The sequence below is a fragment of the Streptomyces sp. NPDC001832 genome (assembly GCF_040297265.1).
Lineage (GTDB): Bacteria > Actinomycetota > Actinomycetes > Streptomycetales > Streptomycetaceae > Streptomyces.
On record NZ_JBEOYU010000011.1, the window covers coordinates 170,754 to 186,360 of the forward strand.

13 protein-coding genes are annotated in these 15,607 nt (G+C 70.6%); 10 read left to right on the plus strand and 3 right to left on the minus strand.

Annotation, left to right across the window (positions count from 1 at the left end; all coding sequences use genetic code 11):
- Positions 1 to 60: 60 nt before the first annotated feature.
- The gene (radA, locus tag ABT115_RS12485; RefSeq protein WP_351787496.1) at positions 61 to 1,473 is read right to left on the minus strand and encodes a DNA repair protein RadA; all 1,413 of its coding nucleotides are present in this window, start codon (positions 1,471 to 1,473) and stop codon (positions 61 to 63) included.
- 236 nt (positions 1,474 to 1,709) lie between these two features.
- Between radA and ABT115_RS12490 the strand changes: the two genes are divergently transcribed.
- Complete coding sequence (locus ABT115_RS12490) at positions 1,710 to 3,590, plus strand: BACON domain-containing protein (protein ID WP_502969080.1); 1,881 nt, start codon at positions 1,710 to 1,712, stop codon at positions 3,588 to 3,590.
- A gap of 58 nt (positions 3,591 to 3,648) precedes the next feature.
- Here ABT115_RS12490 and ABT115_RS12495 read toward each other — a convergent pair whose 3' ends face one another.
- A complete protein-coding gene (locus tag ABT115_RS12495) occupies positions 3,649 to 4,500 on the minus strand; it encodes a DUF3109 family protein (protein ID WP_351787500.1) in 852 nt (283 codons plus the stop codon).
- 40 nt (positions 4,501 to 4,540) lie between these two features.
- Here ABT115_RS12495 and ABT115_RS12500 point away from each other — a divergent pair, with 40 nt between their 5' ends.
- From ABT115_RS12500 to ilvD, 4 genes are all read left to right on the plus strand, one after another.
- Entirely contained in the window at positions 4,541 to 5,503 is a 963-nt protein-coding gene (locus ABT115_RS12500) for a Ppx/GppA family phosphatase (RefSeq protein WP_351787503.1), read from the plus strand.
- Between the two features lie 146 nt (positions 5,504 to 5,649).
- A complete protein-coding gene (locus ABT115_RS12505) occupies positions 5,650 to 6,477 on the plus strand; it encodes a sugar phosphate isomerase/epimerase family protein (RefSeq protein ID WP_351787506.1) in 828 nt (275 codons plus the stop codon).
- Positions 6,474 to 7,118 (plus strand): TetR/AcrR family transcriptional regulator, encoded by a 645-nt coding sequence (locus ABT115_RS12510; RefSeq protein ID WP_351787509.1) that lies wholly within the window; start codon positions 6,474 to 6,476, stop codon positions 7,116 to 7,118. The genes ABT115_RS12505 and ABT115_RS12510 overlap by 4 nt, the downstream gene beginning before the upstream one ends.
- 127 nt (positions 7,119 to 7,245) lie before the next feature.
- Positions 7,246 to 9,096 carry a dihydroxy-acid dehydratase gene (gene ilvD / locus ABT115_RS12515; protein WP_351787512.1) on the plus strand — a complete coding sequence of 617 codons (1,851 nt, stop codon included), beginning with the start codon at positions 7,246 to 7,248 and terminating at the stop codon, positions 9,094 to 9,096.
- A gap of 48 nt (positions 9,097 to 9,144) precedes the next feature.
- Here the strand turns inward: ilvD and ABT115_RS12520 are convergent, their stop codons facing one another.
- Entirely contained in the window at positions 9,145 to 11,379 is a 2,235-nt protein-coding gene (locus ABT115_RS12520) for a protein kinase domain-containing protein (protein WP_351787515.1), read from the minus strand.
- Positions 11,380 to 11,502: 123 nt separating this feature from the next.
- Between ABT115_RS12520 and ABT115_RS12525 the strand changes: the two genes are divergently transcribed.
- The 5 genes from ABT115_RS12525 (at position 11,503) to proC (ending at position 15,105) form a co-directional block, all read left to right on the plus strand.
- Positions 11,503 to 11,826, plus strand: a complete 324-nt coding sequence (locus ABT115_RS12525; protein WP_502969081.1) for an SH3 domain-containing protein — start codon at positions 11,503 to 11,505, stop codon at positions 11,824 to 11,826.
- 68 nt (positions 11,827 to 11,894) lie between these two features.
- Entirely contained in the window at positions 11,895 to 12,434 is a 540-nt protein-coding gene (locus ABT115_RS12530) for an MFS transporter (RefSeq protein WP_351787518.1), read from the plus strand.
- Between the two features lie 225 nt (positions 12,435 to 12,659).
- Positions 12,660 to 13,427, plus strand: coding sequence for an ABC transporter ATP-binding protein (locus ABT115_RS12535; RefSeq protein WP_351787521.1), 768 nt, complete (start codon positions 12,660 to 12,662; stop codon positions 13,425 to 13,427).
- A complete protein-coding gene (locus tag ABT115_RS12540) occupies positions 13,424 to 14,203 on the plus strand; it encodes an ABC transporter permease (RefSeq protein WP_351787523.1) in 780 nt (259 codons plus the stop codon). The genes ABT115_RS12535 and ABT115_RS12540 overlap by 4 nt, the downstream gene beginning before the upstream one ends.
- A gap of 92 nt (positions 14,204 to 14,295) precedes the next feature.
- Positions 14,296 to 15,105, plus strand: a complete 810-nt coding sequence (gene proC / locus ABT115_RS12545; protein ID WP_351787526.1) for a pyrroline-5-carboxylate reductase — start codon at positions 14,296 to 14,298, stop codon at positions 15,103 to 15,105.
- The last annotated feature ends 502 nt before the right edge of the window (positions 15,106 to 15,607 follow it).

Consider the following 15,607-nt stretch of genomic DNA (forward strand, 5'->3'; position numbering starts at 1 on the left):
TTTGCGGTGCCCTTGCGTCCCTCATGCCGTTCGTACGGACGGGTGAGACCAGGGCAAAGTCTACCGGCGCGCGTTCTCCTCCTGCGGGGCCTGTGCGCGAGACCGGCGCGGTAGCACTCTCAGTGCATCACCCATGTCGGCGACTTCTGTGACCTTCATACCGGCCGGGACCTTCCCCGGGTCGGTCGGAACCAGCGCGTGCGTGAAGCCCAGACGGTGCGCCTCGGCCAGCCTGCGCTGGACTCCCGTAACCCTTCTGACCTCGCCCGCGAGGCCAACCTCGCCGATCGCCACCAGGTTCTTGGGGAGTGGGGTGTCGCTCGCCGCGCTGGCCAGCGCCAGCGCGACCGCGAGGTCCGCGGCGGGCTCGGAGAGCTTCACTCCGCCGACCGTCGCGCTGTAGATGTCCCGCTTTCCGAGCGAGCTGATCCGGCCACGCTGTTCCAGAACGGCCAGCATCATCGACACCCGGGACGTCTCCAGACCCGAGGTGGTGCGCCGGGGCGAGGGGATCTGGGAGTCGACCGTCAGCGCCTGCACCTCGGCGACCAGAGGCCGCTTGCCCTCCAGGGTGACGGTCAGGCAGGTGCCGGGCACGGGTTCGTCGCGGCGGGTGAGGAACAGTCCGGACGGGTCGGCGAGGCCGGTGATGCCCTCGTCGTGCAGCTCGAAGCAGCCGACCTCGTCGGTCGCGCCGTACCTGTTCTTGACGCCCCGGACGAGCCGCAGGCGGGCATGGCGGTCGCCCTCGAAGGACAGCACCACATCGACGAGATGCTCCAGCAGCCGCGGCCCGGCGATCGCCCCTTCCTTGGTGACATGGCCGACCAGGAGCGTCGACATGCCGCGCTCCTTGGAGGCCCGGATGAGGGCACCGGCGACCTCCCGGACCTGTGCCATGCCGCCGGGCGCCCCGTCGATCTCGGGCGAGGCGACGGTCTGCACGGAATCGAGGATGAGAAGCGACGGTTTGACGGCGTCCAGATGACCGAGGACCGCGGACAGGTCGGTCTCGGCCGCCAGATACAGATGGTCGTCGATCGCCCGGATCCGGTCGGCGCGCAGCCGCACCTGGCTCGCGGACTCCTCGGCGGTGACATAGAGCGTGCGGTGCTCGTCGCTCGCCGCCTTCGCGGCCACATCGAGCAGCAGCGTCGACTTCCCGACGCCCGGCTCGCCCGCGAGCAGCACGACGGCACCCGGCACGAGACCGCCGCCGAGCACCCGGTCCAGCTCGCCGACGCCGGTCGACCGGGCGGTGGCCTGCCGGCTGTCGACCTGGCCGATGGGGAGCGCGGCAGTGCTGACCCGGCCGGCCGCGGTGGTCCGCACGGCGGGGGCGCCGCCGAACTCCTCGACCGTCCCCCATGCCTGGCATTCGGGGCAGCGGCCGAGCCACTTGGCGGTCGTCCAGCCGCATTCGGTGCAACGGTAGGACGGCCGGTCCTTCGCGGATTTCGTACGGGCAGCCATGGCGCAACCGTATAGGTGGGGTCCGACAAGACTGCCGGGCGCGGTCCCCGACGCAGCCCGGCGTGGGTGCGCGCCCGCCGACGCCCCCGGATCGGCCCGGCGTTTTCACCGGAATCAGGGATTTTGTCCCCTGAAACAGGGATTCCTGTCCTCTTTCGAGCGATACGTTCACCCGTAAGGATTAAAAGTGCCGAAGAGGCGCTGAAGGCATGCTCTGCGCTGCCTACGGTCGCCAGGTGACGAGCAGCAGGCTGGAGCCCCCCACGCACACCACCGGCGCACACCGGGCGCGGCACCGCGCGCCCCACTCGGCGCAGCCTTCGCAGCGGCGGCCGCCTGCACGTTACGAGCCGCATCTCGACGGCCTGTTCACCTACTGCCTCTCCGTGCTCTGCGACCACGATGCCGCCACCGAGGCGCTCGGCGGTGTGCTCGCGATCGCGGAACGACAGGACGGCCGGTGCCCGGCAGGTGAGGAGGAACGTAAATCCTGGCTGTACGCGCTGGCCAGATGGACGTGTCTGCGCAAGCTCGCCGAGCAGAAACAGGGCCGTCAGGCGCACCGCCGCAATGCGGGGAAGCCGTCGGGAAGACAGCCGGCCGAGCAGAAGACGAAGCGGGAGGCGAAGCGGGCGGGGGAAGGGCCGCCAAGCAAGCAGCCGGGCGGGACGGCCACCCAGGGCGCGCGCGCGGCCCGCCGTACGCCGGCCGTCGTCGCGAAGGCCACTGCCGCCGCGCCCTTCATGCCGGGCGGCGCCACGGCAGGCAACGCCCCCGCCGCAGAATCCGAAGCCGCCGCCGAGGCGCACCGCCGTGAACTCGCCCAGCTGGCCTGGCCGGAGGCCGCAGGCACCACCCCCGAACAGCGCGAAGCGCTCGAACTCGCCGTGCGACACCGCCTCGCCCCGCGCGCTGTCGCCTCCGTCCTGGGCCTCGAACCGGCGACCGCCCGTGAGCTCCTGGCCGCCGCGGCCTGCGAGGTGGAACGTACCCGCGCAGCCCTCGCCGTCGTCGAGAGCGGCAACTGCCCCACCGTCGCCCGGCTCACCGGCGACCACCGTGTCCTGCTCTCCGCGACCCTGCGCCGCGAACTCGTCCGCCATGTCGACGACTGCCCCCGCTGCCGCCGGGCCGTCGAGCGGGCCGGCGCCGAGGGCCCCTGGCCGGGCGCGGCCGTCGCCCCGGCCGCCGCGCTGCCGGTCGTAGAGGCGCCACGGCCCTCCGCATACGTCGCCATGGTCCATGCCCAGCGGAACCGGTCCGGCGGCCCGCGCTTCGACCGGGCGGGCTTCCCCATGCACCCGAAGGACCACGCCGCTCGCCGGGACCGGCTTCGGGCCAGGGTCGTGACGACGACAGTGGTGGCGACGGTCGTCGCCGCCCCGGTGATCGCGCTGTGGACGGCCTACCGCGGAGCGCCGCAGACCGGAGAGGGGCACGACGGCTCCTCGGTCACCGCGACCGAGACGGACGTCCGTCACGACCTCGACGGAACCCCGGACGGCCGCTACGAGAACGCGGGCAACGCCCGTCCCCAGCCCGGCGCCCGTTTCAAGGACGGCCGGACCCCGGACGTCTCGGCCGAGGTGATCAGCTCGGGCCCGGGCCGGGGCGGCATCGGCGGGCTCACCGTCGAGGCCCGCTCATCCGGCGGCACGACACTGATCCGCCTGACCGCCTCGGGCGGCGCACCCATCGCCTGGTCGGCCCGCGCGGATGCGTCCTGGCTGCGCCTCAGCAGCTCCTCGGGCACGCTCGCCGCGGGCGAGAGCATCACGATCCGCGTCCTCGTGGACCACCTGCGGGAACCCGCCGGTCCCTGGAGCGCACGCATTGCCCTCGCCCCTTCGGATTCGGCCGTGGCGATCCGGGGATACGGGGCGACGGTGCCGTCACCCGGCGGCCCGGGTACGGCCGGCCCCACCACCCCCTCGGGCCCGTCCGTACCGTCGGATCCGACCCCGTCCTCGCCGGGGCCCACGCAGCCGACCGACCCGACCCCCGGCCCGACCAACTCCACGGATCCCACGCCGTCACCGACGGACCCGTCCCCGGACCCGACCGGCTCCACGACCCCGACCGAACCAAATACGCGCACCGCTACCCGGAAGCGCTGAAACAGTCCGTCCGGGTAGCGGTGGCTCGCGCGACGTCACCGGCCGAACCACCGGACCGTCACGCGGGATCGACCGGATCCGCAGGGTGCGGCGCCATGGGCAGCAGCGAGGACAGGCGCTCCTCGCACAACTCGACCAGCCGGTCGTACCCCTTCTTGCCCATCAGCTCGATGAGTTCCGGGCGGTACGACACGTACACCGGCTCCCCGGCCCCGTGCGCCGAGGTCGCCGATGTGCACCACCAGTGCAGATCGTGGCCGCCCGGACCCCAGCCCCTGCGGTCGTACTCGCCGATCGAGACCTGGAGCACGCGCGTGTCGTCGGGCCGGTCGATCCAGTCGTACGTACGCCGGATCGGCAGCTGCCAGCAGACGTCCGGCTTGGTCTCCAAGGGCTCCTTGCCCTTCCGCAGCGCCAGGATGTGCAGCGAGCAGCCTGCGCCCGCCGCGAACCCGGGACGGTTCTGAAAGATGCACGAACCCTTCCAGCGCCGTGTCTGGCGTTCCCCGTCGTCGTCGACCTCGACCCAGCCCGTCTTCGTACCGACATCGTGGAACTGCCACAGTTCCGGGGTCAGCTGTTCGACATGGCTCGCCACCCGCTTCTCGTCGTCCTCGTCCGAGAAGTGCGCGCCCAGCGTGCAGCATCCGTCGTCCGCACGGCCCGCCTGGATGCCCTGGCAGCCACTTCCGAAGATGCAGGTCCACCTGGACGTCAGCCAGGTCAGGTCGCAGCGGAAGACCTGCTCGTCGTCCGCGGGGTCGGGGAACTCGACCCAGGCGCGTGCGAAGTCGATGCCCGTTTCGTCCTCGGACCGGTTCGGCCCGTTCACTTCCTGCTGCTGCATCTCCTGCTTCGTTCTCTGCTTCTTCGTGTTTTTGCCCGGCTTCGCCTTTTTCGTCTTTGGCACGGGCCAAGGGTAAGTCCGCAGTCCCGGTAGCGTTCCGGGCATGAGACTCGGAGTCCTCGACGTGGGTTCGAACACAGTGCATCTGCTGGTGGTGGACGCGCACCCCGGCGCCCGCCCGCTGCCCGCGCACTCGCACAAGGCGGAGCTGCGCCTGGCCGAACTTCTCGGCGGGGACGGGGACGGGGCGATCGGCCCCGACGGTGTGGACCGGCTCGTGGCAACGATCAACGATGCGCTCCAGGCAGCCGAGGACAAGGGATGCGAGGACGTTCTGCCGTTCGCCACGTCCGCGGTACGGGAGGCGAGCAACGCCGACCAGGTGCTGGCCCGGGTGCGGGACGAGACGGGCATCGACCTCGGCGTCCTCAGCGGTGTGGAGGAGGCCCGGCTCACCTTCCTCGCCGCGCGCCGCTGGTTCGGCTGGTCGGCGGGGCGGCTGCTGGTCCTGGACATCGGAGGCGGCTCGCTGGAGATCGCGTACGGCATAGACGAGGAGCCGGACGCCGCGGTGTCGCTGCCGCTCGGAGCCGGCCGGCTCACCGCCGAGTGGCTGCCGGGCGATCCGCCGGACCTGGCGAAGGTGAAGGCGCTGCGCCGCCATGTACGGGCCAGGATCGCCCGGAGCGTCGGGGAATTCACCCGCCTCGGGCGTCCGGATCATGTCGTCGGCACCTCCAAGACTTTCAAGCAGCTCGCCAGGATCGCGGGCGCCGCACGCTCCACCGATGGCCTGTACGTGGAGCGTGTCCTCGCCCGCAAGGCGCTGGAGGAGTGGGTGCCGAAGCTGGCCGCGATGACGGTCGAGCAGCGCGGCGCCCTGCCCGGGGTCTCCGAGGGCCGGGCCGCGCAGCTGCTGGCCGGGGCGCTGGTCGCGGAGGGAGCCATGGACCTGTTCGGGGTCGAGGAGCTGGAGATCTGCCCCTGGGCGCTGCGCGAGGGCGTCATCCTGCGCCGCCTGGACCACATGCCGACGGAGCCGACGGAGCAGGCCGCGCCAAGCTGACATCCTCCCTTCACGACAGGGAGCCCGCTCATTGCCGTGAACGGAGGCCGTCGGCACCGCCGGGGCGGCCGGAAGTCCGCCATGGCCCTCGTCACTTTCCGCCCGGGTCTTTCGGCGCGGCCTCACACTGCCCGTACGCTGTCCCAGTGGCAGAACCAGTGGTGCGCATCCCGGATGCGAAGGTCGCCCTGTCGACGGCTTCCGTCTACCCGGAGTCGACGTCGACGGCCTTCGAGATCGCCGCGCGTCTTGGTTACGACGGTGTCGAGATCATGGTGTGGACCGATCCGGTCAGCCAGGACATCGAGGCGCTGCGACGGCTCTCGGACTACCACCAGGTGCCGATCCTGGCCGTCCACGCGCCCTGTCTGCTGATCACGCAGCGCGTCTGGTCCACCGATCCGTGGGTGAAGCTCCAGCGGGCCCGTGCCGCCGCGGAGAAGCTCGGGGCGACGACCGTCGTCGTCCACCCGCCGTTCCGCTGGCAGCGCAACTACGCGCGCGACTTCGTCACCGGGATCTGGCGCATGGCGGACGAGACCGGTGTGCGGTTCGCCGTCGAGAACATGTACCCCTGGCGCTACCGGGACCGCGAGATGCTTGCCTACGCCCCCGACTGGGACGTCACCAACGACGACTACCGCCACTTCACCGTGGACCTGTCGCACACCGCGACGGCCCGCACGGACGGCATGGCGATGGTCGACCGGATGGGCGACCGGCTCGCCCACATCCATCTCGCCGACGGCAAGGGCTCCAACAAGGACGAGCACCTGGTGCCCGGCCGCGGCGACCAGCCCTGCGCCGAACTCCTGGAACACCTGGCACATACCGGCTTCGACGGTCATATCGTCATCGAGGTCAACACCCGCCGCGCCATGTCCACCGCCGAACGCGAGGCCGACCTGGCGGAGGCGCTGGCCTTCACCCGGCTCCACCTGGCGTCGTCCTCGGCCGAGGCGCCGCGCCCATGACCAGTGGCCGCACCGATCCCACTGATCCCACCGGTCCCGCCCCCAAGCGACGCGGCCGCCCCTCCCGTGCGGCCGGGACCACCGGCCCCGACGCCCGCACCCGCATCCTGGAGGCGGCCCGCACCGAATTCGCGGAGCGCGGCTACGACAAGACGTCGATCCGGGGCATCGCCAAGGCGGCAGGCGTCGACTCCGCCCTCGTCCACCACTACTTCGGCACGAAGGACGAGCTCTTCGCGGCCGCCATCGAGCTCTCCTTCGAACCGGCCCTGGTGATCCCGGCCATCCTCGGCAGCGGCACGGACGGCCTGGGGGAGCGGCTGGCCCGCTACTTCATCGCCGTGTGGGAGAACCCGGAGTCCAGGGCACCCCTGCTGGCGATCATGCGGTCCGCACTGGCGCACGAGGCAGCGGCAAAGGTCCTCCGCGGCTTCGTCCTGCGCCTCCTCCTGGAACGCATTGCGGAGGAACTGGACGTACCGGATGCGACGTTCCGCGCGGAACTGGCCGCCTCGCACATGCTCGGAATCGCGATGCTGCGCTACGTCATCCGGGCGGAACCACTGGCTTCGGCGCCCCCGGAGAAGATCATCGAGATGGTGGCACCGACACTGCAGCGCTACTTGACGGAAGCGGAGTAACCATTCCGGTGCGCCGCCCGCGCCCACCCCCCGAGCACGCCATCCCGCATACCGGACACCGTGTCCAGATCTTGGAGCCGGAGGCGTAGGCTCGGAGCAGTCTTTTCTGTCGAAGGAGCGAGAGACGATGCCCCAGCTGAGGTCCCGCACTGTCACCCACGGTCGCAACATGGCGGGCGCCCGCGCCCTTATGCGGGCCTCGGGTGTAGCGAGCGAGGACATCGGCAAGCCGGTCATCGCGGTCGCCAACTCCTTCACCGAGTTCGTTCCCGGCCACACCCACCTGGCCCCGGTCGGACGGATCGTCTCCGACGCCATCAAAGCCGCAGGCGCCGTGCCGCGCGAGTTCAACACCATCGCCGTCGACGACGGCATCGCGATGGGCCACGCCGGGATGCTGTACAGCCTCCCCTCCCGCGACCTGATCGCGGACTCCGTCGAGTACATGGTCGAGGCGCACTGCGCGGACGCGCTGATCTGCATCTCCAACTGCGACAAGATCACGCCCGGCATGCTGATGGCGGCGATGCGCCTCAACATCCCGACGGTCTTCGTCTCCGGCGGCCCGATGGAGGCCGGCAGGGCCACCCTCGTCGACGGTACGGTCCGCAAGCTCGACCTGATCAACGCGATCACCGACGCGGTCAATGAGACCGTCTCGGACGAGGACATCCTCCGTATCGAGGAGAACGCCTGTCCCACCTGCGGCAGCTGTTCCGGCATGTTCACCGCCAACTCGATGAACTGCCTGACCGAGGCCCTCGGTCTCTCCCTCCCCGGCAACGGCTCCGTCCTCGCCACGCACACCGCCCGCAGGGCGCTGTACGAGGAGGCCGGCCGTACGGTCGTCGAGATCACCAAGCGCTACTACGAGCAGGACGACGCGACGGTCCTGCCGCGCTCCATCGGCACCCGCGCCGCGTTCGACAACGCCATGGCGCTGGACATCGCCATGGGCGGCTCCACCAATACGATCCTGCATCTGCTCGCCGCCGCTCAGGAGGCCGAGCTGGCCTACGACCTGGACGACATCAACGAGGTCTCGCGCCGCGTCCCCTGCCTGTCGAAGGTCGCTCCCAACGTGGCCCCCGGCGGCACGTACTACATGGAGGACGTGCACCGGGCCGGCGGCATCCCCGCCATCCTCGGCGAGCTGCACCGCGGCGGCCTGCTCAACGAGGACGTGCACTCGATCCACTCCGACTCCCTCGCGGAGTGGCTGAAGAGCTGGGACATCCGCGGTGGCGCTCCGTCCCCCGAGGCCGTGGAGCTGTGGCACGCGGCCCCCGGATGCGTCCGTTCCGCCACCGCCTTCTCGCAGTCCGAGCGCTGGGAGACCCTCGACCTGGACGCGGCCGGCGGCTGCATCCGCGACCTGGCGCACGCGTACTCCAAGGACGGCGGCCTCGCGGTCCTCAAGGGGAACCTCGCCGTGGACGGCTGCGTCGTGAAGACGGCGGGCGTCGACGAGTCGATCTGGACTTTCGAGGGCCCGGCGGTCGTCTGCGAGTCGCAGGAGGAGGCCGTCGACAAGATCCTCCGCAAGGAGATCAAGGAGGGCGACGTCGTCGTCATCCGCTACGAGGGCCCGCGCGGCGGCCCCGGCATGCAGGAGATGCTCTACCCCACGTCCTTCCTCAAGGGCCGGGGCCTCGGCAAGAGCTGTGCCCTGGTGACCGACGGCCGCTTCTCCGGCGGTACGTCGGGCCTGTCCATCGGCCACGCATCGCCGGAGGCCGCATCGGGCGGCACGATTGCCCTGGTCGAGGACGGCGACCGGATCAGGATCGACATCCCCAACCGCTCGATCGAGCTCCTCGTCCCCGAGGCCGAGCTGACCACCCGCCGCGAGGCGCTGAACGGCGTGTACGCGCCGAAGGGCCGCGACCGCAAGGTCAGCTCGGCGCTGCGTGCGTACGCGGCGATGGCGACGAGCGCGGACCGGGGCGCGGTGCGGGACGTGTCCAAGCTCGGCTGACCAATAGCTGGCCGAGGCAGCCGCGGACGCTGCCGCCGGACCCCGCTCTCACCAGTGAGCGGGGTCCTGTCCGTCGACGGCGAACACGGAACCGTCGGGCGCGGTACCGAAGACGGTCCGGCCGGCAGCGACAGGGGCGGGCAGCTGTGAGGCGTACGTGAGTTTCCCGTTCCGGAGCCGAGGGCTCGTCTGGCCCAGCAGTGTTCCGCGCTCGGTGTCCACGGCGAGCAGCCGCCCGTCCGCCGCCGAGAAGTACAGCCGGTTCCCGGCGGCGAGAACGGGTGCCGACGTCCGCCCGGCAGCGGTCTCCAGCTGCCAGCGGACAGCTCCGCCGTCGTCCAGGCGCGTGTCGACGGCGACCAGGGTCCCGCCGTGCCCCAGCAGATAGGCGGTGTCGCCGCCCACCACGACCTCCGGTTCGTTCATCCGGAACGGCAGCGCCACCCGTGCGACGCGCCCGCGCTCCGGGTCGTAGCGGACGAGCCCGACGGTCTGGGAGTCCCCGTTCATGGACGTCAGGACGAGTGCACCGTCCGAGGTCCCCACCGGGGTGAGCATTCCGTCCAGCCGCCGCTGCCACGCCGCGTGCCCGGTCGCCGTATCGACGGCCGTGACCAGCGTGGTGGACCCATAGGCCGAGTGCTCGAATGCGTAGACCAGCCTCGATTCTTCGTCGTACAGCGCGTAGTCCGGCCGCTGGTGCCCGGTGAGCGGATGCCGCCAGAGGGACACGCCGGTCGCGGAGTCGAGCGCTTCGGTCGTGCCGTCCTGACTGACCAGCAGCAGTGTGTCACCCGCGGCGAAGGGAGTGCCGAGGTACGGGGAGAGATCCGCGTCCCAGACCTGTTCACCCTTGGCGGGGTCGTACGCCCGGAGCTTCCCGCCCGGTACTGCCGTATGCACCGGACCGCCGGACACCGAAACCACGCCGACCGACGGGGTGTCCCCGTCGGTGGCGCGACGGGACCACAGCACCCGCCCGTCCGCGGGGTCCAGCCGGGCGGCGCCGATACCGGCCGCCGCGCAGTACAGCGCCACGGACGGGACGGACGCTTCCTCGTCGGCGCCGTCCGCCGAGGAACAGACCGGCGTGGAGCCGCCCGAGGCCAAAAGCGGCGTCCGCCACGACGCGAACGCCGCTGAGCCTTTCGCGCCGCCTGAATCCCCCGACTCACCGGAGCTTCCCGGCTCATCCGAGCCACCTGAGTCGCCCACCACACCGGCAGCCCACACCCCACCGGCACCCATGACGAGCAGCGCCGCAGCGGCTGCCAGCCACTGCCGCTTGCCGCCACCGCTCACGGTCGCCTTCCTGCCCCGCGCCGTCGCGCCCGCGCCTACGTGCGTGTCCTCATCCGTATCCGCCCCCGTCGCGATCTCCGGCCCCGGCCCCGACACCGCCGGGGCTTCGACGGCACCCGGCCGCCGTTGCGACGGTATGAACGCGGCGGCGTCGTACGAAGGAGGGCGCAGCGCCGCCATGATGTCGTCCGGAGTGGGCCGCTCCGCGGGGTCCTTCGCCAGGCACTGCCCGATCAGCGGCGCCAGATCGGTCGGCACCCCCGTCAGATCGGCCTCGTCGTGCACCACCTGGTAGGCCACGATGTACGGGCTGTCGGAGTCGAAGGGCCCCCGGCCGGTCGCCGCATGGACGAGCACGGCCCCCAGAGCGAACACGTCCGCGGCGGGCCCGACTTCACGCGGCCGCTGGAACTGCTCGGGCGCCATGTACGGCGGTGAGCCGATCAGCTTGCCCGTCTCCGTACGCAGATCGCTGTCGTACGGCCGTGAGATCCCGAAGTCGATGACCTTGGGGCCGGAGTCGGAGAGCAGCACATTGCTCGGCTTGAGGTCGCGGTGGATCACTCCGGCCCGATGAATGTCGCGCAGCGCCTCGGCAAGTCCCGCCGTCAGCCTGCGCAGCTCGGCGGGGACCATCGGCCCGTTCCGCTTCACCTGGTCGGCGAGCGTGGGACCGGGCACGTACAGGGTGGCCATCCACGGCCGTGGGGCGTCCGGATCGGCATCGACGACCGGTGCCGTGAAGGCTCCGCTGACCCGCCTCGCCGCCCCGACCTCCTGCCGGAAACGTGCCCTGAACTCAGCATCTGCACAGTAGTGCCGGTGCACCACCTTGACAGCGAGCTGCAACCCCGAGGTGGAGCGCGCCAGGTGCACGACCCCCATGCCGCCGGCGCCGAGACATGCCTCAAGGCGGTAATGACCGGCGTACTCCGGATGCTCCGCTTCCGGATTGGCTCCGGTACCTCGCAGCGGCGGCATCGCCCACCCCCGTGTCTTCGTCCGCAAGCGCGACGCACGGAGCCTAGTCGATGGCGTGTGCGATACGGGCGGGGCTTGTAACCTGCGCGTCGTACACACCGTCTCTCAACGGGGGAGGGCCTCATGGCCATGGAAGAGCACACCGACATCACCGCCGACGCGGCCGAGGACATGGCCGCGCTCGCCGGCACCGACGACGTCACCAGGTACCCCATCGCACCGGGCTACCGCGTCAACGTCCGCACGGGGCCGGGCACCCAGTACGGCATCGTGAGGACGCTTCCGTACGGAATGAAGGTTCCGGTCTACTGCCAGAAGCCGGGGGAGCGGGTCACCGGCCCGTACGGCACCTCGAACCTCTGGGACAACATCGCCAACGGCGAGTTCGTGGCGGACGCCTACGTCCACACGGGCAGCGACGGCTACATCGCCCCACGCTGCGACTGACGGGACCGCGACGGGACGGCAACAGGGACGGCGACCGGGGCCGCGACCGCCCGGGGATAATCGACCTCGTGAGCGAGAACAGCGAAGCCCCCGGCCCCGGCCCCACGCCCGGCGGCACCAAGCCCGGCCCGCAGCCCGAGCCCCTGCTCTTCTTCGGTACGACCTGGGTCGACCACGACGGGGGCTACGGGCTGCGACGCGTCGGGGCAGCGGTCGGCTCCCTCGCGGCCTCCGTCACCGCCTGCTTCGTACTCCGCTTCGCCTTCCAGGGACTGGAGATCGCCGGCGTCGGCAATCTCGTCGGCATCCTGGTCGTCCTGATGTTCGTCATCTGCAGCGCCATCGCCTTCCGCATGACGTGGGAAGGGTTCAGCCGCCGCCCGGCCGATCCGGTGCGCGAGGCCAATCTGCGCGGTCTCAAGACCATCGGTTTCGTCGGCTCGCTGATCGCGTACTTCCTCCGTACGTTCAAGGAGGCACCGGGCGAGCAACTGCGCCGCGCGGAGTACGAGACGGCCCTGGCCCGCTACACGAAGCGCCGCTCGGCCCGCACCGGAAACCCGGCCGCCCGCAAGACCACCAAAGCAAAGCGGCCCAAGCGCAAGTAGGACCCCAAGAGCGCAGGGCCTGGCACGAGCGCGGGCCAAAGCTCTCCCCGGACGGCACCGTCGAGGAGAGTTATGTGGTCGAGCTGAGCGTGGTGATCTGCCCGGGCTCAACCACGGCGTCACCCCCACCGCGCTCCTGACCCGCACACAGCCCCCCACCGCCCCACAGCCTGGACCGCGCAGCGACCTTGACGGACAGACACCGCCAGGATGAAAATTCGTCGCATGATGAATTCTTCGGGCGTCGCCATCGAGGCCCGCGGCCTCACCGTCGTACGAGGCAACCGCACCGTCCTCCGCGACCTCGACTTCACCGTCGAACCCGGCAGGATCACCGGCCTCCTGGGCCCCTCCGGGTGCGGCAAATCCACCCTGATGCGTGCCGTCGTGGGCACCCAGGCCAAGGTCACCGGCGCCCTCGACGTACTCGGCAGCCCCGCCGGACACCCCACCCTCCGTCCACGCATCGGGTACGTCACCCAGGCCCCGTCCGTCTACACCGACCTGACCGTCCGGCAGAACCTCGACTACTTCGCGGCGATCCTCCAGCCGGGCCGCCGCCACCGGGATGCCCGCCGCGCTGCCGTCAGCCGCGCGATCGCCGATGTCGACCTGACCGGCCACGCCGACGCACTGGCCGGCACTCTTTCCGGCGGCCAGCTCACCCGTGTCTCCCTCGCCGTGGCCCTGCTCGGCACCCCCGAACTCCTGATCCTTGACGAACCGACCGTGGGCCTGGACCCGGTACTCCGCCGAGACCTGTGGAACCTCTTCCACACCCTCGCCGCCGACCGCGGCACCACACTCCTCGTCTCCTCGCACGTCATGGACGAGGCCGAGCGCTGCCACCGGCTGCTCCTCATGCGCGAAGGCGAGATCCTCGCCGACGACACCCCCGAGGCGCTGCGCGCCACCACCCACGCCGCCACCGTCGAAGAGGCGTTCCTCCACCTGGTCGACGAAGCCGCCACCCGTCAGGAGACCGCCCGATGAGCACCCCGCACCCGCAGCCCCGCCCGGCCGCACCACCCTTGAGCCCCGCCCGCACGCTCGCCACCGCCGCCCGCGTCCTGCGCCAGCTGACCCATGACCCCCGCACCGTCGCGCTGCTCCTCCTGATCCCGGTCGTGATGATCACGCTGCTCCGGTACGTGTTCGACGGCAGCCCCCGCACCTTCGACACCATCGGCGCCTCGCTCCTGGGCATCTTCCCGCTGATCACGATGTTCCTGGTGGCCTCGATCGCCACCCTGCGCGAACGCACCTCGGGCACCCTCGAACGCCTCCTCACCATGCCGCTCGGCAAGGGCGATCTGATCGGCGGCTACGCCCTCGCCTTCGGCGCCGTCGCGATCGTCCAGTCCCTCCTGGCCACCGCACTCTCGGTCTGGGCACTCGGCCTGGATGTCACCGGCTCCCCGTGGCTGCTGCTCCTGGTCGCCCTGCTCGACGCCCTGCTCGGCACGGCACTGGGCCTCTTCGTCTCCGCCTTTGCCGCATCCGAGTTCCAGGCCGTCCAGTTCATGCCGGCCGTGATCTTCCCGCAGCTCCTGCTCTGCGGACTGCTCATCGCACGCGACCGGATGGCACCCGTCCTCGAAGCGATCTCGAACGCGCTGCCCATGTCGTACGCGGTCGACGGCATGAACGAGGTCCTCCACCACACCGGCATCACCGACGACTTCATCCGCGACGTCCTGGTCGTCGCCGGCTGCGCCCTGCTCGTCCTCACCCTCGGCGCGGCCACGCTCCGCCGGCGTACCGCCTGACCGGCCCCGGTGGGAGGATGACGGACACGAGTACCGAAAGCCTTCAGCACGACGCACCGAGAACCGCGAGCACGGCCCGGAGGGTGAACCGCATGACCCAGAAAGTTGCAGTCCTCGGCACCGGAAAGATCGGCGAGGCCCTGCTCAGTGGCATGATCCGGGCAGGCTGGCGTCCGGCGAACCTGCTGGTCACCACCCGCCGATCCGAGCGTGCCGAGGAACTCCTCAGCCGCTACGGCGTCGATTCCGTCACCAACGCCGAGGCCGCCAAGCGCGCCGACATTCTCATCCTCGCGGTCAAGCCCCAGGACATGGGACGGCTCCTCGACGAGCTCGCCGAACACGTCACCGCCGACCGCCTGGTCATCAGCGCCGCCGCAGGCATCACGACCGCCTTCATCGAGGACCGCCTCACCGCGGACACCCCGGTCGTACGCGTCATGCCGAACACCCCCGTCCTCGTCGACGAGGGCATGTCCGTCATCTCCGCGGGAAGCCACGCCACCACCGACCACCTCGCCACCGCCGAGGCGATCTTCGGTGGCGTGGGCAAGACCCTGCGCGTCCCCGAGTCCCAGCAGGACGCGGCAACCGCTCTCTCGGGCTCGGGCCCCGCGTACTTCTACTTCCTCGTCGAGGCGATGACCGACGCGGGCATCCTGCTCGGCCTGCCCCGCGCCCAGGCCCACGACCTGATCGTCCAGGCCGCCATCGGCGCCGCCGTGATGCTCCGCGACAGCGGTGAACACCCGGTCAAGCTCCGCGAAGCCGTCACCAGCCCGGCCGGCACCACCATCAGCGCCATTCGCGAGCTGGAGAACCACGGAGTACGAGCCGCCCTCATTGCCGCCCTCGAAGCAGCGCGCGACCGCAGCCGCGAACTCGCCTCCGGCAACGGCTGACGGCCACCCAGCAGCCTCGATTCCGCACCGGCTGGCCTTCCACCAGAATTCGGACCGGCCCGAGGTTGACACGACACGCCCGCATCCGTAACCTTCTCCGAGTTGTCCGGCGTGAGCGCCGACTCCGGTCGGTCCCCGGACAGCCATTCCGCAGCAGCCACATTTGGTCAGCGACACCTGTCGCTCGACTTTCTGTGCACATTTGCGAAATGAGGAATCCACGTTCGAAGGGGCGTGGCCCCGATTAGCGTCGGAGCCCCGGATTCGCTAAAGTCTCACTCGTCGGAACGGCCCAACGGCCGGGAAGACAAACCCCGCTGACTGGGAATCAGGCCCGAAAGGATCTGATAGAGTCGGACTCGCCGGAAAGGGAATCGCGAAAGCGAGGAACTGGAAAGCGATCCCGTTTCGACCGGGAATCGGACACGAAAGAGTCTGATAGAGTCGGAAACGCAAGACCGAAGGGAAAAGCCCGGAGGAAAGCCCCAGAGAGTGTTCTGCG

Excerpts from the sequence above, each read along its gene's own strand:
- radA (WP_351787496.1), bottom strand. The coding sequence starts at position 1,473 with ATGGCTGCCCGTACGAAATCCGCGAAGGACCGGCCGTCCTACCGTTGC.
- ABT115_RS12500 (WP_351787503.1), top strand. The coding sequence starts at position 4,541 with ATGAGACTCGGAGTCCTCGACGTGGGTTCGAACACAGTGCATCTGCTG.
- ABT115_RS12510 (WP_351787509.1), top strand. The coding sequence starts at position 6,474 with ATGACCAGTGGCCGCACCGATCCCACTGATCCCACCGGTCCCGCCCCC.
- ilvD (WP_351787512.1), top strand. The coding sequence starts at position 7,246 with ATGCCCCAGCTGAGGTCCCGCACTGTCACCCACGGTCGCAACATGGCG.
- ABT115_RS12520 (WP_351787515.1), bottom strand. The coding sequence starts at position 11,379 with ATGCCGCCGCTGCGAGGTACCGGAGCCAATCCGGAAGCGGAGCATCCG.
- ABT115_RS12525 (WP_502969081.1), top strand. The coding sequence starts at position 11,503 with ATGGCCATGGAAGAGCACACCGACATCACCGCCGACGCGGCCGAGGAC.
- ABT115_RS12535 (WP_351787521.1), top strand. The coding sequence starts at position 12,660 with ATGATGAATTCTTCGGGCGTCGCCATCGAGGCCCGCGGCCTCACCGTC.
- ABT115_RS12540 (WP_351787523.1), top strand. The coding sequence starts at position 13,424 with ATGAGCACCCCGCACCCGCAGCCCCGCCCGGCCGCACCACCCTTGAGC.
- proC (WP_351787526.1), top strand. The coding sequence starts at position 14,296 with ATGACCCAGAAAGTTGCAGTCCTCGGCACCGGAAAGATCGGCGAGGCC.